17 protein-coding genes (1 of these 17 only partly in view) are annotated in these 20,221 nt (G+C 59.0%); 10 read left to right on the top strand and 7 right to left on the bottom strand.

Annotated features, from left to right (window positions below):
- Positions 1-12 precede the first annotated feature (12 nt).
- Entirely contained in the window at positions 13-930 is a 918-nt protein-coding gene (locus VZC39_RS16840; RefSeq protein ID WP_434664013.1) for a LysR family transcriptional regulator, read from the bottom strand.
- 247 nt (positions 931-1,177) lie between these two features.
- On the opposite strand from VZC39_RS16840, the gene aguA reads away from it, so the two are divergent.
- From aguA to VZC39_RS16825, 3 genes are all read left to right on the top strand, one after another.
- The gene (gene aguA / locus VZC39_RS16835; protein ID WP_434664011.1) at positions 1,178-2,275 is read left to right on the top strand and encodes an agmatine deiminase; all 1,098 of its coding nucleotides are present in this window, start codon (positions 1,178-1,180) and stop codon (positions 2,273-2,275) included.
- A 165-nt stretch (positions 2,276-2,440) separates the two neighbouring features.
- Positions 2,441-4,144: an amidase gene (locus VZC39_RS16830; RefSeq protein ID WP_434664010.1), complete on the top strand. Its 1,704-nt coding sequence runs from the start codon at positions 2,441-2,443 to the stop codon at positions 4,142-4,144.
- Between the two features lie 133 nt (positions 4,145-4,277).
- Complete coding sequence (locus tag VZC39_RS16825; RefSeq protein WP_042864152.1) at positions 4,278-5,318, top strand: IS481-like element ISAs19 family transposase; 1,041 nt, start codon at positions 4,278-4,280, stop codon at positions 5,316-5,318.
- Positions 5,319-5,480: 162 nt separating this feature from the next.
- Here VZC39_RS16825 and VZC39_RS16820 read toward each other — a convergent pair whose 3' ends face one another.
- Entirely contained in the window at positions 5,481-7,418 is a 1,938-nt protein-coding gene (locus VZC39_RS16820) for an AAA family ATPase (protein ID WP_434664008.1), read from the bottom strand.
- Between the two features lie 401 nt (positions 7,419-7,819).
- Between VZC39_RS16820 and VZC39_RS16815 the strand changes: the two genes are divergently transcribed.
- The gene (locus tag VZC39_RS16815; RefSeq protein WP_434664005.1) at positions 7,820-8,053 is read left to right on the top strand and encodes a hypothetical protein; all 234 of its coding nucleotides are present in this window, start codon (positions 7,820-7,822) and stop codon (positions 8,051-8,053) included.
- Positions 8,054-8,216: 163 nt separating this feature from the next.
- Here VZC39_RS16815 and VZC39_RS16810 read toward each other — a convergent pair whose 3' ends face one another.
- Positions 8,217-8,612 (bottom strand): hypothetical protein, encoded by a 396-nt coding sequence (locus VZC39_RS16810; protein WP_434664003.1) that lies wholly within the window; start codon positions 8,610-8,612, stop codon positions 8,217-8,219.
- A 445-nt stretch (positions 8,613-9,057) separates the two neighbouring features.
- Here VZC39_RS16810 and VZC39_RS16805 point away from each other — a divergent pair, with 445 nt between their 5' ends.
- The gene (locus VZC39_RS16805; RefSeq protein WP_434664002.1) at positions 9,058-10,353 is read left to right on the top strand and encodes a lipopolysaccharide biosynthesis protein; all 1,296 of its coding nucleotides are present in this window, start codon (positions 9,058-9,060) and stop codon (positions 10,351-10,353) included.
- 123 nt (positions 10,354-10,476) lie between these two features.
- On the opposite strand, the gene VZC39_RS16800 is transcribed toward VZC39_RS16805, so the two are convergent.
- The 3 genes from VZC39_RS16800 to VZC39_RS16790 all read right to left on the bottom strand — a co-directional run bounded on the left by VZC39_RS16800 (position 10,477) and on the right by VZC39_RS16790 (position 14,051).
- Entirely contained in the window at positions 10,477-11,727 is a 1,251-nt protein-coding gene (locus VZC39_RS16800) for a DEAD/DEAH box helicase (protein ID WP_434663999.1), read from the bottom strand.
- Positions 11,728-11,848: 121 nt separating this feature from the next.
- Positions 11,849-13,321: a GGDEF domain-containing protein gene (locus tag VZC39_RS16795; protein ID WP_434663997.1), complete on the bottom strand. Its 1,473-nt coding sequence runs from the start codon at positions 13,319-13,321 to the stop codon at positions 11,849-11,851.
- A gap of 265 nt (positions 13,322-13,586) precedes the next feature.
- Positions 13,587-14,051, bottom strand: a complete 465-nt coding sequence (locus tag VZC39_RS16790) for a hypothetical protein (RefSeq protein ID WP_434663995.1) — start codon at positions 14,049-14,051, stop codon at positions 13,587-13,589.
- 172 nt (positions 14,052-14,223) lie between these two features.
- Between VZC39_RS16790 and VZC39_RS16785 the strand changes: the two genes are divergently transcribed.
- Both VZC39_RS16785 and VZC39_RS16780 read left to right on the top strand, forming a co-directional pair.
- The gene (locus VZC39_RS16785; RefSeq protein WP_434663992.1) at positions 14,224-15,129 is read left to right on the top strand and encodes an SAM hydrolase/SAM-dependent halogenase family protein; all 906 of its coding nucleotides are present in this window, start codon (positions 14,224-14,226) and stop codon (positions 15,127-15,129) included.
- Positions 15,130-15,319: 190 nt separating this feature from the next.
- Entirely contained in the window at positions 15,320-18,355 is a 3,036-nt protein-coding gene (locus tag VZC39_RS16780) for a cytochrome c peroxidase (protein WP_434663990.1), read from the top strand.
- Positions 18,356-18,431: 76 nt separating this feature from the next.
- On the opposite strand, the gene VZC39_RS16775 is transcribed toward VZC39_RS16780, so the two are convergent.
- Positions 18,432-18,992, bottom strand: a complete 561-nt coding sequence (locus VZC39_RS16775) for a carbonate dehydratase (protein ID WP_042641619.1) — start codon at positions 18,990-18,992, stop codon at positions 18,432-18,434.
- A 225-nt stretch (positions 18,993-19,217) separates the two neighbouring features.
- Here VZC39_RS16775 and VZC39_RS16770 point away from each other — a divergent pair, with 225 nt between their 5' ends.
- The 3 genes from VZC39_RS16770 to VZC39_RS16760 form a co-directional block, all read left to right on the top strand.
- Complete coding sequence (locus VZC39_RS16770; RefSeq protein WP_434663987.1) at positions 19,218-19,859, top strand: ribonuclease T2 family protein; 642 nt, start codon at positions 19,218-19,220, stop codon at positions 19,857-19,859.
- Positions 19,860-19,931: 72 nt separating this feature from the next.
- Positions 19,932-20,213 (top strand): helix-hairpin-helix domain-containing protein, encoded by a 282-nt coding sequence (locus VZC39_RS16765; protein WP_434663985.1) that lies wholly within the window; start codon positions 19,932-19,934, stop codon positions 20,211-20,213.
- Positions 20,210-20,221, top strand: partial view of an NAD(P)H-dependent flavin oxidoreductase gene (locus VZC39_RS16760; protein ID WP_434663984.1) — the 5' portion only. Its footprint extends 1,047 nt past the window's final position; 12 of the gene's 1,059 nt are visible here — the first part of the coding sequence; its start codon is at positions 20,210-20,212; its stop codon lies beyond the right edge, outside the window. Before VZC39_RS16765 ends, VZC39_RS16760 begins: the two co-directional genes overlap by 4 nt.

Genomic DNA, 20,221 nt, shown 5'->3' with positions numbered 1-20,221 from the left:
TGATTGGCGAGGTTAGCTCGGCTCCTGATTGACCAGCTCCCGCATAAGCTCTTTTAGCCAGATAAGGGCCGGTTGCTGGGCGTGGACCGGATGCCAGACGCAGTTGAGGTGATAATCCGGCACGTCCGTCGGCAGTGGCAGGCTCTTGAGGGGCCAGTGGTCGGCCAGCAGTTCCGCCACCTTGCGGGGCAGCACCAGCAGGTGATCGCTCTGGCTCACGATGGCGGCGGCGGACATATAGCTCTGGCTGTTGACCGAGATGGTGCGCGCCAGTCCCAGGCTTTGCAGAAACTTGTCGAGGCTCGCCTCCGAGGTGCCGAGGGGTGAGTGGAACACATGGGGCATTTCGACCAACTGTGTGAGCGTGATGCACTCCTCCGGCAGCTCGCGGGTGGCGCGCACCAGCCCGGCCAGGGGCTCGGTGAGCCAGGTCTCCTTGCCCAGATATCCCGGCACCTGCATGTACTCGTCAAACCCCAGCACCAGATCGATTTCGCCGCTGGCGAGTTCCGCCTCCGGCAGGTTGTCGCGCAGGATGCGGATCTCGATGGTGACCCCAGGCGCCAGGGTTTTGAGGCGCGAGATGAGCGGCGGGATCAGCACACACTCCACGTAATCCGTGGTGCAGAGCACGAAACGGCGTTTGGAGTGGCGGGGCTCGAACTCCTCCTCGTCGCTGAGTTGCTGCTCCAGCAGCCGCAATACCTGCTGCACCCCCAGGTGCAGGCGCTGGGCGCGGGGGGTGGGCAGCATCCCCTGGGGCGTGCGTACCAGCAGCGGGTCGCCGAAGAAGGTGCGCAGCCGGCCGAGGGAGTGGCTCATGGCGGGCTGGCTGATAAACAGCGCCTCCGAGGCGCGGGTGACACTGCCCTCTGTCATCAGGGCGTCAAAGGCGAGCAGCAGATTGAGGTCGAGCTGGTGCAGTTTCATGGGGGGATTATTCACGCCATTTATGGGATGATTAATCCTATTCATTTGATTGATGTGGATGCAACTTCTTACACTGCGACCACTCAGATTTTCTGCGGGTGCGCCAGGCGGTTGCGTAGCCGACGACAAGCCGGTGGGCCAGGAAGCGGTGAGTGCGCTCGTCAGCGCATGACTCGCCTCCCCATCCGCCCGTTTCCCCATTCCCCGTGATGCGCGTGTCGCCATCAGGGCCTGCAAGGATATTGCGATGAGCATCAACACCTTCAACACCACCCCGGCCAGCGATGGCTTCACCATGCCCGCCGAGTGGGCGCACCAGCAGGCCGTCTGGATGATCTGGCCGTTCCGCCCGGACAACTGGCGTGAGGCGGGCCGCTTCGCCCAGAGCACCTTTGCCAAGGTGGCCGACGCCATCGGTGGTGCGACCCCGGTCTTTATGGGGGTGCCGGCCCAGTTTATGGCGCAGGCGCGTGCCATCATGCCCGCCCACGTCACCCTGGTGGAGATGAGCAGCGATGACTGCTGGGCCCGTGATTCTGGCCCGACCGTGGTCACCAACGCCGCCGGCGAGTGCCGCGGGGTGGATTGGGGCTTCAACGCCTGGGGCGGCTTCAAGGGCGGTCTCTACCACCCCTGGAACCAGGACGAAGAGGTGGCCGCCAAGATGCTGAGCCAGCACGGCATGAGCCGCTACGACGCGCCGCTCATCCTGGAAGGGGGCTCCATCCACGTGGATGGCGAGGGCACCTGCATGACCACCGCCGAGTGCCTGCTCAACGAAAACCGCAACCCGCACCTGAGCAAGGCGCAGATCGAAGGGTTGCTGCGCGACTATCTGGGCGTGAAGAGCTTCATCTGGCTGGACGAAGGCGTCTACCTGGATGAGACAGACGGCCACATCGACAACATGTGCTGCTTCGTGCGCCCGGGTGAAGTGGCCCTGCACTGGACCGACGACGAGACCGATCCCCAGTACGCCCGCTCCCTGGCCGCCTTGAAGGTGCTGGAAGCCGTGGTGGACGCCAAGGGTCGCAAGCTGAAAGTGTGGAAGCTGCCCCAGCCGGGCCCGCTGTTCTCGACCGCCGAGGAGTCCGACGGGGTGGAGCAGGGCAGCGGCGTGCCGCGCGAGGCCGAAGGTCGTCTGGCCGGTTCCTACGTGAACTTCCTCATCACCAACGATCGCATCGTCTACCCGCTGCTGGACGCCGCCACCGATGGCGAGGCCCAGCGCATCCTGGAAGAGATCTTCCCGGCGCACAAGGTCATCGGCGTGCCGGCCCGCGAGATCCTGCTCGGCGGCGGCAATATCCACTGCATCACCCAGCAGATCCCCTCTGGGAAATAAGCAGTAGCGAGACTGATAGACAAAACCCCACGTCGTGGGGTTTTGTCTCTTGATATGCGGGTGGTCGGACGCTGACAGCGGCTGCGATCACTCTGAGGTCATTACTGCGATATGGCCGCGTTGCGGTAGATATTGCACATCGTCACCCTTTTACAGGAGATCCCCATGATCGAAGTGACAGAGGTTTCCATTGCCGAGCTGCGTGGTGCGCTCGAAGCAGGCCGCACCACGGCGGTCGAACTGGTCGAGGCCTATCTGGCCCGTATCGAAGCCTATAACGGCCCCGAGACCGACACCAAGCTGAACGCCCTGGTGGTAAGTAATCCCGATGCACTGAAAGAGGCGCAAGCCTCCGATGCGCGCCGCGCCCGTGGCGAGACCCTGGGGCCGCTCGACGGCATCCCCTACACCGCCAAGGACAGCTATCTGGTCAAGGGGCTGACCGCCGCCTCCGGCAGCCCGGCGTTCAAGGATCTGGTGGCCCAGCGCGATGCCTTCACCGTGGAGCGGCTGCGCGCCGCCGGCGCCATCTGCCTCGGCAAGACCAACATGCCGCCCATGGCCAATGGCGGCATGCAGCGCGGCGTCTATGGCCGCGCCGAGAGCCCCTACAACCCTGACTACCTGACCGCGCCCTTTGCCTCGGGCTCCTCCAACGGGGCGGGTACCGCCACCGCCGCCAGCTTCTCCGCCTTCGGTCTGGCGGAAGAGACCTGGTCGAGCGGCCGGGGCCCAGCGTCGAACAACGGTCTGTGCGCCTACACCCCGTCCCGTGGCGTCATCTCGGTGCGCGGCAACTGGCCGCTGACCCCGACCATGGACGTGGTGGTGCCCTATGCCCGCACCATGGCCGATCTGTTGGAAGTGCTCGACATAGTGGTGGCGGATGATGCCGACACTCGTGGCGATCTGTGGCGCCTGCAGCCCTGGGTCAAGATCCCCAAGGCCTCCGAGGTGCGTCCTGCTTCCTACCTTGAGCTGGCCGCCAAGAGCGATGCCCTCAAGGGCAAGCGCCTCGGCGTGCCGCGCATGTTTATCAACAAGGATGAGCTGGCCGGCACCAGCGAGAACCCCGGCATCGGCGGCCCGACCGGCCAGCGGATCCATACCCGCGAGTCGGTAATTGCCTTGTGGGAACAGGCCCGTCAGGCCCTGGAAGCCGCTGGCGCCGAGGTCATCGAAGTGGACTTCCCGCTGGTCTCCAACTGCGAAGGGGACAGACCCGGCGCGCCGACGGTGTTCAACCGCGGCATCGTCTCGCCTGAGTTTCTCAATGACGAGCTGTGGGAGCTCTCCGGCTGGGCGTTCGACGACTTCCTGCGTGCCAATGGCGATCCCAAGCTGAACAAACTTGAAGATGTCGATGGGCCCCAGATCTTCCCCCACGATCCGGGTACTCTGCCGAATCGTGAGGGCGATCTGGCGGCCGGCATGGATGAATACGTCAAGATGGCCAAGCGCGGTCTCAAGCGCTTCGACGAGATTGCCTCGGTGCCGGACGGCCTGCGCGGCCTGGAGCAGACCCGCAAGCTGGATCTAGAGGAGTGGATGGACGGGCTGAAACTCGACGCCGTGCTGTTCCCGACGGTGGCTGACGTCGGCCCGGCGGATGCGGATGTGGATCCGGCCTCCGCCGATATCGCCTGGAGCAACGGCATCTGGGTCGCCAACGGCAATCTCGCCATTCGCCACCTCGGCGTGCCGACCGTCACCGTCCCCATGGGGGTGATGGCCGATATCGGTATGCCGGTGGGGCTGACCTTCGCCGGCCGCGCCTATGACGACAACAACCTGCTGCGCATTGCCTCCGCCTTCGAGTCCACCGGCAGCAAGCGTATGGTGCCGCCGCGTACCCCGCCTTTGGGGTGATTGGTGTTGGGATTAATATCCCGTGTGTATGGAGATTGTATTCACCTGACAGTTGCCCACAAAAGGGAGTGGTCATACGGCTTCAAACCGGATAACAAAACGGTACCCCTACCGTGTTATCCGGAGTCACCGTATGACCACCAACGAGAAAGTAGCACGTCGTAAACTCAGCCTGCTAGAGCTCGCCAAAGAGCTCAATAACGTCAGCAAAGCCTGCAAGCTCATCGGCTACAGCCGCCAGCAGTTCTACGAGATTCGCCGTAACTACCAGACCTATGGCGCCGAGGGCTTGCTCGACAAACTCCCCGGCTGTAAAGGCGCTCATCCCAACCGGGTCGCTCCCGAGATTGAGCAAGCCATCCTCGATTACTCTCTCACCAGACCAACCCATGGCCCGCTGCGGGTCGCGCAAGAACTGGCTCTGCAAGGCATCAACGTCAGTGCGGGCGGTGTGCGCGGCGTGTGGCAACGTCACGACTTGCTCTCCAAGCATGACCGCTTGTTGCGCCTCGAGAAAACCCATAGGGAACAGACGATTGAGCTCAATGACGAGCAGATCCGCCTGCTCGAGCGCTTCAGCCCCGAGTTTCGCGAACGCCAAATTGAGGTTCACTACACCGGGGAACTGGTGGCGGTCGACACCTTCTTCGTCGGCGCACTCAAGGGGGTAGGCAAGGTGTATCTGCAAACCGTGCTGGACTGCTACAGCCGCCACGCCTGGGGACGGCTCTACACCAGCAAGCTGCCGGTGACCTCGGTTCATGTGCTCAACGAAACGGTCCTGCCGTTCTTCGAGGCTCACGAGGCGCGGGTCTATACCATCTTGTCGGACAACGGGCGCGAGTTCTGTGGGCGCCCTGACCATCATCCCTACGAGCTGTTCCTGCAACTGGAGGGGATTGAGCACCGGACCACCAAGGTACGCAGACCGCAGAGCAACGGCTTTATCGAGCGGCTACATCGTACCCTGCTGGATGAACACTTCCGTATCAAGGGGAGGACAACCTGGTATGAGTCGGTAGAGCAGATGCAGACAGACCTGGACAGCTACCTGGAGCACTACAACACCCAGCGGCCACATCAGGGCAGGATGATGGAGGGTCAAACCCCCTACAGCATGTTCAAAAAGGGTCTGAAATTGATACCGAAGGAAGTGCGCACTAAAGTAGCGTAAACAAGACACCGGTTTGAGGCCGGTGTCAGGTGATAACTAGATCTGTACATCCCGTGCTAATTTGGTGATAAAACAAAAAACCACCTGTGTAATGCAGGTGGTTTTTAATAGAAAATTTTCTATAAAGCAGTTATACCTAATTTCACGCTATGGACTGCAGGACTATTTTTTTGCGAGAAACTCTTTAATCTGATTTATCCATATAGGTACATTCTTTTTCGTATCTAGTTCACAATATTTCTTGGAAAAGCTTGTTTTCATACCATCAGTATCAAAAAAACTTTCGAGTTGCTTTTGTTCTATATGTCCAAGATTTAGAGATAGGCCAGATGGAGCATTAGCTATGTGTACTTTTATTTTTTTTGATAGTTCTTTAAACTCCACATTGTCTAGTACGTCTGAAAAAAACAAGAATGTTTCTATAAATTTATTCGGTTCTAAGCAATCTTCGATCTCGGTTGGAGGGAAAAAGTTGTTGTCGTTAGTGTTTTTCAACGTCGTCTCATTTTTATCTATACAATTATGCAGACGTTTAATATCTATTTGCTTTATTGCTGTTCTAGATGTGTATTTTTCATATTTTTTATCAGTGTCTAACAGGCAGAATATTTTACCCTTAATTTCTTGGCGATCTTCTTCAAGAGCTAAATGAAAGTACTCATATAGCTTTTTAACATATTTTGAGCCACCTATTGAGATAACATTTACATTGGATTCATTTCCTATCCAGTGTTCAATGTATCTTTTGTCAGAGCTTCCTTCACATATAATCCATCCACGTTCTTCAGATGTGACAGATGCAATGATAGACTGAACAAGATCATTGATATTTTTTAGTTCAATACTTGCTGGTTGTTTTCCTTTTGATTCTTCTTTTATATATTTAATGTCCTCTCTGAATCTAGAAAGATCAATTAAGTATGCTTTTTTATCAGTATCTTGCTCAGCTATATATGTCGCTGTTCCTGCTGGAACTGCAGACATAAACCCATACCAATGGGTAGCAATGAGGGTTTGCACTCCACCGGATGAAATGTACCGTAGCTTTTCAAATTGGGAGAAGCAAGATGATGTATGAAGTGATATTTCTGGTTCATCAATGGCTAAAATGACATGTCTGCGTCTATCGGTCGATTTTATAATAAATGCACTCGCTAGATCTATTATCGCCTTGCGTTTTTCACCTGAACTACAGTGAAATATAGGTGTCGATTCACCAGTTGACTTTAAGTTCAATACCTTAGATTCAAAGTAGGTTTCAATTATTTTTGATGATAAATGGGTCAGATTAAATAAGGTTTGTTTTTTAGCCGGTTTTTTGTATTCATATGTACCTAGATAGTTACTTACTTCACCAATAAAACTATCTAGGTTTGCATTTATTTCTTTTATGAGTTTTTCATCTACTGCCTTTCTTACAATTTCGTCTACGGTTGTTCCCATTAGTGATTGAGTCGTATTACTTTCAATCTTTGTATAGTGCTCAAAATCAATTTCAGAAGGTATATATATGTACTCGAAAAGTTCTGAAACTAGTTCTCGAACTTCATTAATAAAATCATCCAATCCTATTTCAAATTGTTCAAATAAATCTTCTTTATATTCTGAAACACCATGGAAAATGGATAGGGAAAATTTAGTTTCTCGTTGACTTTTCTTTTCCACCGCAAGTGGGAATATAAAGAATGTCTTTTCGTGGTTTTTGTTCTCAGCTTTAAATCTGTCAAGTTGCTTAATGAATTCGCTGGCAATACTTATATGTGAAGAGTTAAATTGTTGAAATTCTAACTGCCATGTTATTTGACTGATAACTTCAAGCCATTTATAAATATTTCTAGATTTGTTGATGTATGATTTTGGCACTATAAAAATTGGACATATTGTAGGCTCTGTCGAACTGAAACCACTTTTTGCTACGCTGTGATTGTAGTTCCAATCGGAATTTGGGCTATTAAAATAGACATCTAGCGCCTCTAAAATAGAGCTTTTACCTACACCATTCTCACCTACAAAAGCAGAGAAATGCTCACCATTTGAGACAGGGATGAAATTCCATCCTCGGTAAGTCTTATAATTCCTTAAAAAAAGGGAAAAAATCATATAACACTCAGTAATATGGGGAGTAAGCTGATGATAATGCACTAAATTGTAAATTAATACCCATCTGAATCACAGTTCATGCATTAATAAGATGACTTTGTATCTTGCATGTTGTGCTTCGTAAGCCTTCCATGTGCTCATTGCTGCATAGTATATGGTTTGTTTTGAGTGCAAATGTCACGTTGTTAACTACATCACGACGGTAATTGCATGGAGTGAGCCTTTACCTCTCTTCATCTCCTGCACCGCCAACCGCAATATCTGTCATGAGCAGCTTCTGACTTCACCCAGACTTCACACAGCCTCATTTCTCCCTCACAAATCCCCCGTATCTTCTGCTCACTGCTGGGCCCGCGATGCCGCAAAGGGCCAGGTGACGGATATTGAGAAGGAGCAACAATATGAAGAGTTGGATTAAGGTCGGATTGGCGGGCGGTCTGGTACTGGTTGCTGGTCTCTGGGGCGGCAGCGTGCGGGCGGCGGAAATGCCCATTGGCACAGATGGCATCGCCCTGCCGGGGCTGATAGTCACCCGGGCTGTACTCATGACGGGCGCTTATGTTCAAACTCTGGAGGATCTGCCCTCGGTTGCTGCCGGGCGCAGTACCGCAGGGCATGGAAAGCGGCGGTTCTAATCCAGAGTCATGGCGGTGACAGCGTGGCGTGTGGGCATCATGTCACGCAGGGTGGGCTTGAGCACCCTCAGGCCGGGTTGGTCACTGCGTTTGATACTGAGTATCACCCCAGTCCGGGTCGGTCACTGCGTTTGATACTGAGCATCACCCCAGTCCGGGCTGATTACTGCGCCTGATATTGGGCGTCCAGCCAGGCGAGAGCCGCTTGGTGGTCGTTGAATGCCTGAATATGGCCCGGGTGGCTGGGGGACATGCAGGAGAGGGCGATGTGATGGAAGACCTTGGCCGAATAGAGGGAGGCGATGGCGACCAGATTTTTCTGGCCAAGCCACTCATAGGTATCCTGCAAATGGTGCAGCGCGGACTGTATCACCCCCTGATGCTGGCGATGGTCCACCAGGGCGCAGAAACGCTGCCCGTCGAGACTGCTCACCACGCGCTTTATCTCCGTCACCCACGCCAGCATCCCCTCTTCATTGAAAGGGCCGATCAGCTCGCAGATGACCAGGTTTCCCTGCACATCGAAGATGAATTCACCGTGTTTTTTATCAAAGGACATACAACATTCTTATCCATGACCATGGGGCTGCGAGATGATAGGGAGTCATGCCCCTCGCATCAATATCCGGATGAGGGGCTCGGTCATGGGCTGTCATGTCGTGTTGACACCCGATGACGAAGGGGACTTGTTCGTGGTACCGGCGGGGCCACGCACAAAGAGGTGCGTTCAGGATGGGGGCCGGGCATGGCGGTTTACCGCTTCTGCCTGATTTTCAGTGAAGACCTTGGCTCCCCCAGGCAACTATCCGGGCAAGGGGAACGAGAGTGCTGCACAGGTGAGGGGAACCCAGGCCCAACCCCAGCGTCTGGCCGCGTCTTGGCGCCGTAATGGGCCGGCTGCCGGTCCCTGATTGATAGCCTGGGGCATCAGTGCTGTTCAATCCGGGCCTCCCTTTTATAAGATGGGCCTCTCCCTTGCCTCGCAGCGACCCGGCCTTTCACCTATGCAAGTTACGCAAGACGCACAACCCGACTCCCTCACTCGCCTCAAGCAGGCCTTCGTCACCGGCATGTGGGCGTCGCTCGCCAGCATCATCATCGGCTTCGCCTTCAAGGTGTGGCTGGCGCAGTGGGTGGCGAAGGGGGATCTGGCACTGTTCAACAGCGTGGTGGATTTGATCTCCCTGTCGCTCATCCTGATGACCGGTTTTCGCTCCTCCATGGTGGTGAGCTACTCCCAGACCCGAAACGATCGGGACATCATCAACATCTTCCGCTACTTCCTCATCGGCATGGTGCTGCTCACCTGGGGCGTCGTGATCCCCTATATCAAGCACGGGCTCCATATCCGGGCCGAGTATCTGCAACTGGTGGGGATCATCTTCGGGCTGGGACTCAAGATCTACTTCACCAATCTGGTGGCCATGTACCGGATGTACGAGATCTCGAACCGGGTCACCTGGCTGGAGCCGCTCGCCAACGCCCTGATGTTCGGGATCTGCTATTTCGGTCTGGGGCTGGATGCGCTCGGCTCGCTGTTCTACGGGCTGACCTTCTCGTCGCTCGGCATCGCGGGTTACATGTATCTGTACCGGCGCCGGGCCATCGCCACCCGGCCGCTGGCGAAAGTCGCGCTCGGCCCCGAGATGCGCAGCTATGTGAAGAAGAGCTTCACCGCGTCCCTCGAGGCGGGGGCCAGCATCCTGATGATCTACATCACTGTACTGCTTACCATTCGCCACTTCAGCCTCGACGAGCTGGGGGATTTTCAGGTGGTGGTGCGTCCCATCTTCACCTATATGACCCTGCTGTTCGTCTTCCCCATCTACCGTTTCGTGCTGCCGGAATTGGCGGTCAATCTGCGCAGCGGCGACCATCGCCAGATCCGGCTGATCCGTAGCTGGATCTTCCGTCTGAGCGCCGTGGTCAGCATCATATTCTTCACCCTGATGCTGCTATGGGGTAAATCGCTGGTACTACTGCTGTTCCCCGCCGACTATGTGGGGGCGGTGCCCGTGCTGTTTCACTTCTCCATCTTCTTTATCTTCATGATGCTCAACGGCTATCAGCTCGCCTATATCAAGGCCCACGGCCACTTCACCCAGAGCCTGATCATCCGCCTGGTGGGCATAGTGGCGTTGGTGGCGGCCTACTACCTGGTGGCGGAGTTCACCGCCAACGTGGTGGCGATCATAGTGGCGCTGGGGCTCGGCTATCTGGCGATGTTCGTGCTCTCCACCCTGGCGGAGCGGCGGATCCTCAACGCCCTGCCGGCCGAGTCGCTTCCCCAACCCTCGTGATGGCAGGATGAGAGCAATAAAAAACGCCCAAGCGGGCGTTTTTTATTGGGGATGGATGCTGAAGCTGAGGCTTTGCTCTTCCCCGGTTCTGATCCCCTTGTTGATGACAAGAGGGCTCAGAGCCTAGCGCTTGCCCTTGCCACCCTTGTTGCCAGAGAGCGCCTGCTTTCTGGCCTTCTGTTTCTGGGCTCCCTTGCTGCTGCGGCGCGGTGCGGGATCGAAGCGGGTCAGATCGGGCTCGAAGCCCGGGAACCACTGCTGGGGCAGCCGGGTATCGAGCACGGCTTCCACTTTTTCGAGCTGAGGCGCGTCGTCCGGGCTCAGCAAGGTGATGGCTAGCCCCTTGTTGCCGGCGCGCCCGGTGCGCCCGATGCGGTGCACGTAATCCTCCGGCTGATAGGGGAACTCCAGGTTGATCACATAGTTGAGATCGCTGATATCCAGCCCGCGGGCCGCCACGTCGGTGGCGACCAGCGCCTGCAGGGTGCCGGCGCGAAACTCCAGCAGCACGTTTTCGCGGGCGCTCTGGGAGAGATCCCCGTGCAGGGCGAGCGCATTGATGCCCCCCTTGCCGAGCCGCTGGGCGAGCTGATCCGCCCCCTGGCGAGTGCGGCTGAAGATGAGGGCAGGGGCATAGCCTTTTTCCTTCAGCAGATGCTCGACCAGCGCCAGCTTGCGATCCCCATCCACCGCATAGACCCGCTGCTCCACCTCGGCTGCCGTGGTGTTGCGCGGGGCGACTTCAATCAGTGCCGGGTCGCGCAGCAGGATTTTGCTCAAGGCGTACAGGTTGTCGTCGCAGGTGGCGGAGAAGAGCAGGGTCTGGCGCTCGGCGGGTATCTGTTTGAGCAGGGCGGTGATCTCGTCCATAAAGCCCATGTCGAGCATTCTGTCCGCTTCGTCGAACACCAGATGAGTGAGGTTGGCGAGGCTGAGTGCCCCCTGGCGCAGATGGTCGAGCAGTCGGCCCGGGGTGGCGATCAGAAGATCCACCCCGCTTTTCAGCGCCTCCACCTGGGCGGCGATGCTGACCCCGCCGTACACCAGGGCGCAGGTGAGCCCGGTCTCCTTGCCATAGCGCAGCACGCTCTCGTGCACCTGCACCGCCAGCTCCCGGGTCGGCACCAGCACCAGGGCGCGGATGGGACGGAAGGCGGCGGGTTCGGCCTGCTGCGCCATCAACAGTTGCAAGATGGGCAGCACGAAGGCGGCGGTCTTGCCGGTGCCGGTCTGGGCCCCCGCCAGCAGATCCCGTCCCGCCAGCACCAGGGGAATGGCGGCGGATTGAATGGGGGTCGGTTGGTCATAACCGAGTTCGCGCAGGGTCTGCTGCAAGCGGGGGGAGAGGGTCAGGTCGGCAAAGGAGGCTGGCATAGAGAGTCCGGTACAGGGCGAGGCCATGACGGTTGAATGTCAGGGCACAAGGGGCGCAAGAGAATGGCGCCATGGTAGCAGATGCTCCCCGCCAGGCAGAAGGCCAGCCTGGCGGGCGCGGTCAGGATTGGGGGGGCGTGTCTTCCCGCACCAGCCTGATCTGCTGCCCATGGTAGTAGGCGATATTGTGCTTGCCGTGCTGCTTGACGTGATAGAGCAGCTCGTCCGCCAGGGCGACGGCGTCCGTCACCTGCAGATAATCGCGGATGCGGATGATGCCGGCGGAGAAGGTGATGGGGGCCGGAACCTCGGCTATCCGGATGGGGTGGGTCAGCAAGCGGGCGGCTGCCAGCTGCATGGCGGCCTCGTCACCCAGCCCCTTGAACAGGATCACGAACTCCTCCCCTCCCCAGCGGATGGAGATATCCCCCTTGCGGGTATTGGTGCGCAACCCCAGGGCGAAGGCGGTCAGGGCGAGATCCCCAACGTTGTGGCCATGGCGGTCATTGATGGCCTTGAAGTTGTCGATGTCCAGCAGCATCAGGTAGTCGTGATCCTGCAACAGGGTCTCGTTCAGGATGTCCCGTCGCGGCAACCGGGTGAGGTGATCCGTGTGGGTCAGGGCCCGCAGACGAGCATAGACCTGGCGCCAGGTGAGCATGATGAGCAGCAGGGCGATCAGGTAGACCTTGAATGCCGGGCTGTAGAACACCAGCTGATGCAAGGCGTCCCCATAGGAGTAGGACCACTTCAGATAGAGGGTGGAGCTCGCCTTGGTCTGCATCAGGGGCGTGTTGAGGCAGATATGGAAAGGGCGGCACGGCTCGACCTCATCGAAGGAGACGACGGTCCGTGTCGGGTTGTGGGTTTCGTAGGGCAGCAGCACTTCCCGGAAGGCGGTGTCGACGGCGATGTCGATCCCCGTCAGGCCATAACGATAGGTATTTTCGGCCTGGTCATAGAAGACGAAGGGAAAGTACATGGTGATGGTCTTCAGCTTGGTGAAAGTATCGGTGTAGATATCCGACACCTGGGCTTCATCCTTGCTGCAGGGGGCGTGGCTTAGGGTAAATGCGGCGCAGCCGAAGTAGTGATGCCATGGCTCGATCTGATCCATCAAGGTGTTGGATTCAAACAGTTGATCGGGCAGCTGGGTATTGTCCGACATCAGGCCGAGCATGCGGTGATTGTCGAAGATGGCGTAAATATTGATGACGTCCGGGTAGGAGAGCACATATTGATAGGCCGCCAGCAGATCTCTGGTGGCGGGCATGAGCGGGATCTGGGCCAGCCGGGCCCGGGTCTTGAAGTCATAGGCGTAGACGTAGGCGAGGGCATCCCGGTTTTCGCTGAAAATGGGGCTCTTGATGGCATTGCTGTCGACGAACTGGATCAACTGTGTGGGATCCAGGACGCGAGTGCGCTGATAGAACACCTCGAACACATTCGACTGCTTGTGGGCGATGAGCAGCATGTCGTGCCGCACATTGAGGTAGGCATAGTTGCCGACCACCACCAGCCCCGCCAGCGCCAGGCAGAAAAACCAGAACCTGTACCACCACTTGCGGGGGATGGGGGGTTGTTGAGATGACATGAGGATCCCTGATCTGCCGTATGCCGTGTGCTGCCAAATGTGGCTCAAGGTAAGCCAGGTGCAGAGTTCAAGTGTGTGATTCTGAAGTCAATGCCAATGAACATGAACAAGACAGTCACTATGTATATCAACAGTTGCGCTCCTGTCCACCCTCATTGTCTGACAGACAATTGGCGAAAAATGAAAGCGCGCATAGTGAGGGATAAAAACTGATACGAGCTGAATATTGGTTGAATAAAGACCGGCTCATCGGCAGGGAAGCGCCTCAGACCTCGTCGGTCAGCAGCACCTGCCCGGCATCCAGATGGTGCATCCATTCGCGCAGGATCAAGAGGGTTGCAGCAAAGTGGCGCGTCCTGGGCAGGTTGGCCGACGCCATCGGATCTCCCTCCACCATGGCGGCAAGCTGGCCGAACAACTGTTCTATGCGTTCCCGGCTGAGGTGTCGCCCGCCCAGTTGACTGGCCAGGGGATAGGGGCTTTGCAGGGTCAGAGAGTCGTGGGGGGGAATCCTGGCCGCCAGCGGCATCAGCTCATCCTCCACCACCATGATGGCCTGCTCCAGTTCGAGCGGCGTCGGTGGTTCGCGTCGAAACGGGCCAGGGGTCAGGGCATCGAGACCGAAGGCCAGCGGGTACGACTCGTGGGTGCCATCCTGGTCAATCCATTCCAGCCGGCTGCGCGTCTCTCCCAGGATCAGGGTCAGTCCACTGGCTTGTCGTTGTGTCATCATCACTCCTTGCCACACGCGTTGAGGGAACTCCATCCATACACCCGTTCTGGGAGGCAGGCGAGGGATTTCCCCCCATTCGGGCATGAGCGCTTGCAATGGGGATGTTTATTGGCATTCTGGATGGCTAAACGGCCAATCGACGTTGTCATCTATCCCAAGGAGTTTCGACATGGATATTCACACTGCGCCCCGGGTGCTTGCGCTCACCCTCTCGCTGCTGGCTGGCAGCGCCCTTGCCAGCGAGGCCCTGGTATTCCAGACCGACTTTGGTCTCAAGGACGGCGCCGTGTCAGCCATGAAGGGGGTCGCCTTCGGGGTGGACAGAAGCCTGCCGCTCCATGATCTGACCCACGAGATCCCGGCCTACAACATCTGGGAGGCCGCCTATCGCCTCTACCAGACTCTCAACTACTGGCCCAAGGGCACTGTCTTCGTGAGCGTGGTGGATCCCGGTGTCGGCACGGCGCGCCACTCCGTGGTGCTCAAGACCAAGAGCGGTCACTACATCGTCTCGCCGGACAACGGCACTCTGACCCTGGTGGCTGAGCACTTCGGTATCGAGGCGGTGCGCCAGATCGACGAGAAACGCAATCGTCTCAAGGGATCCGAGAAGTCCTACACCTTCCACGGCCGCGACGTGTACGCCTACACCGGTGCCCGTCTCGCCTCCGGCACCATCAGCTTCGAGCAGGTGGGCCCCCTGCTGCCCGCCGAGGTGGTGACCATTCCCTATCAGGCCGCACTGGTCGAGCGCGACGGCACCGTCAAGGGCACCATCCCCATCCTGGATGTGCAGTATGGCAACGTCTGGAGCAACATCGACGAGGCTCTGCTGACCAAGGCGGGGATCAACAAGGGGGACAAGGCCTGCCTCAAGATAAGCGAAGGGGAAGTGGTCAGGTTCGAGGGCAAGGCGCCCTATGTCAGCAGCTTTGGTGATGTGCCTGAGGGGCAGCCGCTCATCTACCTCAACAGCCTGTTGCAGGTGTCGGTGGCGCTCAACATGGACAGCTTCGCCGCCAAACATCAGGTGCAGTCCGGCGCCAACTGGCATATCAACCTGAAGAAGTGTTGACGCGGCTCCCCTCTGCGAGGACGAGAGGATTGAAGAGGGCGGGCACTCGCGGGTGCCCGCCCTCTTGTCATGGGTTGGCAAGGCGGCGTGCAGGCATTTGTTATCAAGATGAATATTATCTGAACGCAATTGATAATGATTGGTATTTGAGTGGATAATCGCCAGCCTGTCTGTCCACCGCAACCCAACGATGAAACCCATATTACTGCTGGCCAGCCTGCTGGCCCTGACCGCTTGCAACGACAATCGCAGCGACGGCTCCAATCCTGTACCTCCTGTCGTCGAACCGCCCGTTGTCACTCCGCCTGTCATCGATCCGCCGATCGTCACGCCCCCCGTCGAGCCGCCACAGACCCATACCCGCGCCGAGCTGAGCCTTATCATCGATCTGGGTGACCGGTTGGCGCCGGGGGCGACTCTGGCCCTGCGCCAGCGCGCCACCGGCATAGAGGCATCCGTGACACTGAGTGGCCAGGGCAACCCGACCCTGACCCTGCCCGCCGGCCTGCTGTTGAGCGCACCCCTCGAGCTCAGCGGTGAACAGGGTGGCTATATCTTGCGTGCCAGCAGTGCTCTGGTGGCCGATCTGGCCGCCGGTGACAATCGGGCTCGCCGCGCGGCCGCGCCGACGCTGCGCCTGGATGAAGAGGAGACCGCCCTCTTCCTGCTCAGCGATCGCAACGGTGACGGGGCGCTCGATGCCGGGGAATGGGCCCAAGGCAGCGAGATCCGCCTGCAGCAAGAGGCCGCCATTCAGGACTATGCCACCCTGCTGCGGGCCCAGCGGCTGGGGGCCGAGCTCAACTACCCCGACAGCTGGCAGATGCTGCTGGCGCTGCGAGATGACAGCGCCGCGCGCAACTGGTATCGCCGCACCAATGGTGCCGCCATTCAGGCCGCCCAGAGCGCCCTCTACCCCGCCAAGCCGGTCATCGCGGACGAACCCGAGACTGCCGAGCTATTGAGACTGGATGCAAAGGGCAAGCTGCTGGCCCAGGGAGGCTGGCACTGTCTGCACGATGTGCGCACCGTCTCCAGCGTCAAGGGCAGCCAATACTGGCTGCCGGGGGAGGGCTTCATGAGCTCGGAGGTGGCTCCCCGGGATACGCTGTCACAGCGCCCGACCGACTGTGGCCAGACGGGCTGGCGTCTGCCGACCCTGGTGGAGTTCGAGCGCCTGCTCACCACCGACAAGCAGGGCTGGCGTTATCCCCATACCTTCGCCCTCGCTCTGCCCGAGTGGATCTGGTTGCAGGATGGCTCCCAGGAGCGACTCTATCAGCCGCTGACCCGCAGCTGGCGCGACGAGGGGGCGGGCAGCCTGCTCTGGTATACGGTCGCCCTCTATCCGGTGCGCCCCTCGGTAGTCCGCGATGGCGGCATGCCGGATCTGGCGGCGCTGCGATCGCAATACGCCGGCGACAGCAGCCAGTGGCCCGCCGCCAATGTGGATGATGGGGTGCAATGGCAAGAGCTGGGAGCCATGCCTGCGGTCCCCTTCCCGGCCGACAACCCCTACAGCCGTGCCAAGGTGGTGCTGGGTCAGCAGCTCTTCTTCGACAAGCAGCTCTCTAAGGCCCGCGACATCAGCTGCGCCAGCTGTCACGATCCCCAGAAAGGGTGGAGTGATGGCTTGAGCGTTTCGGTCGGCCACCTCGGTCAGAAGGGGACCCGCAACGCGCCGACCATCCTCAATGCCGCCTACAGCAGCACCCAGTTCTGGGATGGCCGGGTCGGCTCCCTGGAGGAGCAGTCCCTGCACCCCATCAACAACCCGGTGGAGATGGCGCTGGATCACGACGAGTTGCTGACGCGTCTGCGCGCCAGTCCGGACTATGGGGCGGCCTTCGCCAGCGCCTTCGGCGATGATCACATCTCCCTGGAGCGGGTTGCCAAGGCCATTGCCACCTTCGAGCGCACTATCATCAGCAGCCCGAGCCCGCTGGAGCGCTTCGTCAAGGGCGATGCCCAGGCCCTCAGCGACAAGGCGCTCTGGGGCATGCACCTGTTCAGAACCGATGGTCGCTGCATGAACTGCCATTCGGGCCCCTTGTTGAGCCAGCATCAGTTCGAGAGCGTGGGGCTCACCTATTACGGCCGCAACCTGGAAGACAGGGGTCGCTTCCTGCAGACCCGCCACCAGGCGGACATGGGGCTGTTCAAGACCCCGAGCCTGCGGGACGTGGCCTTCACCGGCCCCTATATGCACAACGGCGTCTTCCCGATCCTGGCCCAGCGCCTCGGCGGCTCGGTGCAGGGTGTGGTGGCCATGTACAACTTCGGCGTCACCAAGTGGAGCACCGGGGTCGGCTTCCCCACGGGGGTGGATATCCATGATCCCTTCTTCCCCAAGGCGTCCGATCATCTCCATGCGCTGGGTCTGACCAACGATGAGCTCGACGCCATCGGCGAGTTCCTGCGTGGCGCCTCGGCGGAGCCAAGACGCACACCAGCCTCCGTTGCCGAGCTGGGCCTGAGCGGGGTGGATGATGCGCGCCCGGTCGGCGCCATCCCGGTGGATCTGGTGGTGACTCCAGCCCTGCCTCAGCTGGAAGTGGGCCGCACTCTGGCGCTGCAGGCGACCATGCGCTTGAGCGATGGTACGCAAACGGCATTGAGTGAACCGGCGACCTGGCTAAGCGAACTCCCCGAGTTGGCGAGGGTCGATGGGCAAGGGGTGGTGACCGGCCTCGCCGTGGGGCCGGCCAGTGTGCGGCTCACCGTCGGTGGTCGCACCCTGGCGGTGCGGGTACAGGTGGTGGATGCCCAGCCGGACTTCAGCCAGGGTTGTCATCAGCCCGAACTCGCGGCGGGCAACCTCTCCTTCGTCTGTCCGCTCACCCAGAGCGAGGCGGACAGGCTGAATATCGCCTATGACGACACCGCGAATGACGAGGACGGGGAGTACAACCCCTTCACCGCCAACTACGTAGCCATGGGTCAGGAGCGGGCGCGCGAGTATTGCCAGCAGCTGGTGGCCCGGGGTCACGACGACTGGCGCCTGCCGACGGCCCAGGAACTGGCAAGCCTGTTTGCCGCCTACCACCAGAGCGGTGAGGAGATGAAGCTTTTGACCGAGAAAGGTTGGCCCCTCTACAGCCGCTTCTGGAGCAGCGACGCCAGCAATGGCGACGGCGAGGCGCCCCTGCTGGATCTGGGTACTGGTGAGCCTCTCACCGATCTGCCGGCTGAGGCCCATGGCGCGGCCTGCGTGCGGGCCATCTAGCGTGCAAGCACGTCGTTCATCGCAATAAAAACGGGCGCCCAGGCGCCCGTTTTTTCGTTCTTATATAAGGAGGAGATCAGAACTCGTTGGAGAGCGCCTTGTAACCCTTGACCAGATCGATGTTGGTGTGGGCCACGTCCTCGGAGAACTCGGTGGCATCGACCGTGACACGGGGGATCTCGGCCAGATCGCTCTGCTGGTTGATGCGGGTGGTGGAGGGCACATAGAAACCGGCGGGCAGATCGCAACCGTCGACCACAGAGTTGTGGCGCACCACGCAGCCTTCGCCGATGTGGCAGTTGAACAGCACGCTGTTGAAGCCGATGAAGACCCGGTTACCGACCTCGCAGGGGCCGTGGACTATGCTGCGGTGGGCGATGGAGCTGAACTCGCCGATGGTCACTGCGGCGCCGGACTTGGAGTGGATCACTACGCCGTCCTGGATGTTGGAGTTGGCGCCGATGACGATGGGCTCCATGTCTCCGGTCTCGTCCACCTCATCGGCACGGATCACGGCGTAGGGGCCGACAAACACGTTCTCCTTGATGATCACCTTGCCGCAGATGATGGCGGTCTTGTCGATATAGGCGGATTCGTGGATGACGGGCAGGTGACCTGAGGGATTCTTGCGGATCATGTTACGTCCTGTGGTAGCTGAATTCGGGGATAAGGTGGCGGGACGCGAAGGCTCGCCGGAGAGTCAGCTTACGCCTCTGATCCGGCAGGGGAAACCCTTTACTGGTCTGACCCAGGCTTGGTAGGGATATTTTGGATGGTTGTTCTTTGACTCCCTGATATGGGAGCATGAGGTTCGGCAGGGAGTTTGTTGCCGTCAGATTTCACCATGAAGAGAGAGTGCGAGATGAGAAAGACGATGGCATTGCTGGCCGCCGCCCTGCTGTGTGCCCCGAGCGTGCAGGCCAAGGGGGAGGCGGGTGAGTTCGACTATTACGCGCTGGCCCTCTCCTGGTCACCCCAGCACTGCGCCGTCAAACCGACGGACAGGGAGCAGTGCAGCCGTCAGCTCGGGTTCGTGCTGCACGGCCTCTGGCCCCAGTATCAGCGCGGCTACCCGAGCGATTGCAGTCGTGAGCGGCTGGATCCCCAGATGGAGCACGAGTTTGCCGGGCTCTACCCCAGCCGTTTCCTCTATCGCCATGAATGGCAGAAGCACGGCACCTGCTCCGGTCTCGATCAGGCGCAGTTCCACCAACTGGCCAGCACCCTGCGTGAGAAGGTGGCAGCGCCTGCGGCCTATCAGTCGCCGGCCCAGCCCCTGCGCAAGAGCCGTGAACAACTCAAGCAGGATCTGGTCGATGCCAATGCCTGGCTGTCCAAGGGGAATATCACTCTGGCCTGCGCCGATGGGGGGCGCTTCCTGCGGGAGATCTACGTCTGCATCGACAAGGACGGGGAGAGCGCCGTGCCCTGCTCCGACGAGATGCGCAAACGGGAGGCTCGCTCCTGTGGTCAACCAGATTTTTTGCTAAGAAATGTGCGTTGAATAGCGATTATGGTCACCCTCTTTGCCATGTGGCAGAGAGATCAAGAGTTTCATGACACAGGGAGGCGATGAATGACCAAGGTAAAACAGTTCCCGGCGGATGAGCGGGCCTTGCTGCTCGGGGTGAAAGGGGTGGGACCCACCGTCATCGGCCGACTCGAACAGCTGGGCTACCACAGTCTGGCGGAGCTGGCCCACGCCGATATGTCTCATATCGTCCAGCTGGTGGCCAGCATGCTGGGATCGACCTGCTGGCAGAACAGCCCCCAGGCACGGGGCGCCATCGAAGGCGCCATCTCTCTGGCCCGGACGCAGCAGGAAGAAGCAAGGGGTGAGCGAGAGGAGCAATCATGAATCTGCTT

Origin of the sequence: Aeromonas sp. NJAU223 (assembly GCF_051125555.1) — a bacterium.
Taxonomy (GTDB): domain Bacteria; phylum Pseudomonadota; class Gammaproteobacteria; order Enterobacterales; family Aeromonadaceae; genus Aeromonas; species Aeromonas veronii_G.
This window is presented reverse-complemented; position numbering and strand designations above follow the sequence as displayed.

What these genes read in the sequence shown, in the direction of transcription:
- VZC39_RS16840 (WP_434664013.1), bottom strand. Translation starts at nt 930, where the DNA reads ATGAAACTGCACCAGCTCGACCTCAATCTGCTGCTCGCCTTTGACGCC.
- aguA (WP_434664011.1), top strand. Translation starts at nt 1,178, where the DNA reads ATGAGCATCAACACCTTCAACACCACCCCGGCCAGCGATGGCTTCACC.
- VZC39_RS16830 (WP_434664010.1), top strand. Translation starts at nt 2,441, where the DNA reads ATGATCGAAGTGACAGAGGTTTCCATTGCCGAGCTGCGTGGTGCGCTC.
- VZC39_RS16825 (WP_042864152.1), top strand. Translation starts at nt 4,278, where the DNA reads ATGACCACCAACGAGAAAGTAGCACGTCGTAAACTCAGCCTGCTAGAG.
- VZC39_RS16820 (WP_434664008.1), bottom strand. Translation starts at nt 7,418, where the DNA reads ATGATTTTTTCCCTTTTTTTAAGGAATTATAAGACTTACCGAGGATGG.
- VZC39_RS16815 (WP_434664005.1), top strand. Translation starts at nt 7,820, where the DNA reads ATGAAGAGTTGGATTAAGGTCGGATTGGCGGGCGGTCTGGTACTGGTT.
- VZC39_RS16810 (WP_434664003.1), bottom strand. Translation starts at nt 8,612, where the DNA reads ATGTCCTTTGATAAAAAACACGGTGAATTCATCTTCGATGTGCAGGGA.
- VZC39_RS16805 (WP_434664002.1), top strand. Translation starts at nt 9,058, where the DNA reads ATGCAAGTTACGCAAGACGCACAACCCGACTCCCTCACTCGCCTCAAG.
- VZC39_RS16800 (WP_434663999.1), bottom strand. Translation starts at nt 11,727, where the DNA reads ATGCCAGCCTCCTTTGCCGACCTGACCCTCTCCCCCCGCTTGCAGCAG.
- VZC39_RS16795 (WP_434663997.1), bottom strand. Translation starts at nt 13,321, where the DNA reads ATGTCATCTCAACAACCCCCCATCCCCCGCAAGTGGTGGTACAGGTTC.
- VZC39_RS16790 (WP_434663995.1), bottom strand. Translation starts at nt 14,051, where the DNA reads ATGACACAACGACAAGCCAGTGGACTGACCCTGATCCTGGGAGAGACG.
- VZC39_RS16785 (WP_434663992.1), top strand. Translation starts at nt 14,224, where the DNA reads ATGGATATTCACACTGCGCCCCGGGTGCTTGCGCTCACCCTCTCGCTG.
- VZC39_RS16780 (WP_434663990.1), top strand. Translation starts at nt 15,320, where the DNA reads ATGAAACCCATATTACTGCTGGCCAGCCTGCTGGCCCTGACCGCTTGC.
- VZC39_RS16775 (WP_042641619.1), bottom strand. Translation starts at nt 18,992, where the DNA reads ATGATCCGCAAGAATCCCTCAGGTCACCTGCCCGTCATCCACGAATCC.
- VZC39_RS16770 (WP_434663987.1), top strand. Translation starts at nt 19,218, where the DNA reads ATGAGAAAGACGATGGCATTGCTGGCCGCCGCCCTGCTGTGTGCCCCG.
- VZC39_RS16765 (WP_434663985.1), top strand. Translation starts at nt 19,932, where the DNA reads ATGACCAAGGTAAAACAGTTCCCGGCGGATGAGCGGGCCTTGCTGCTC.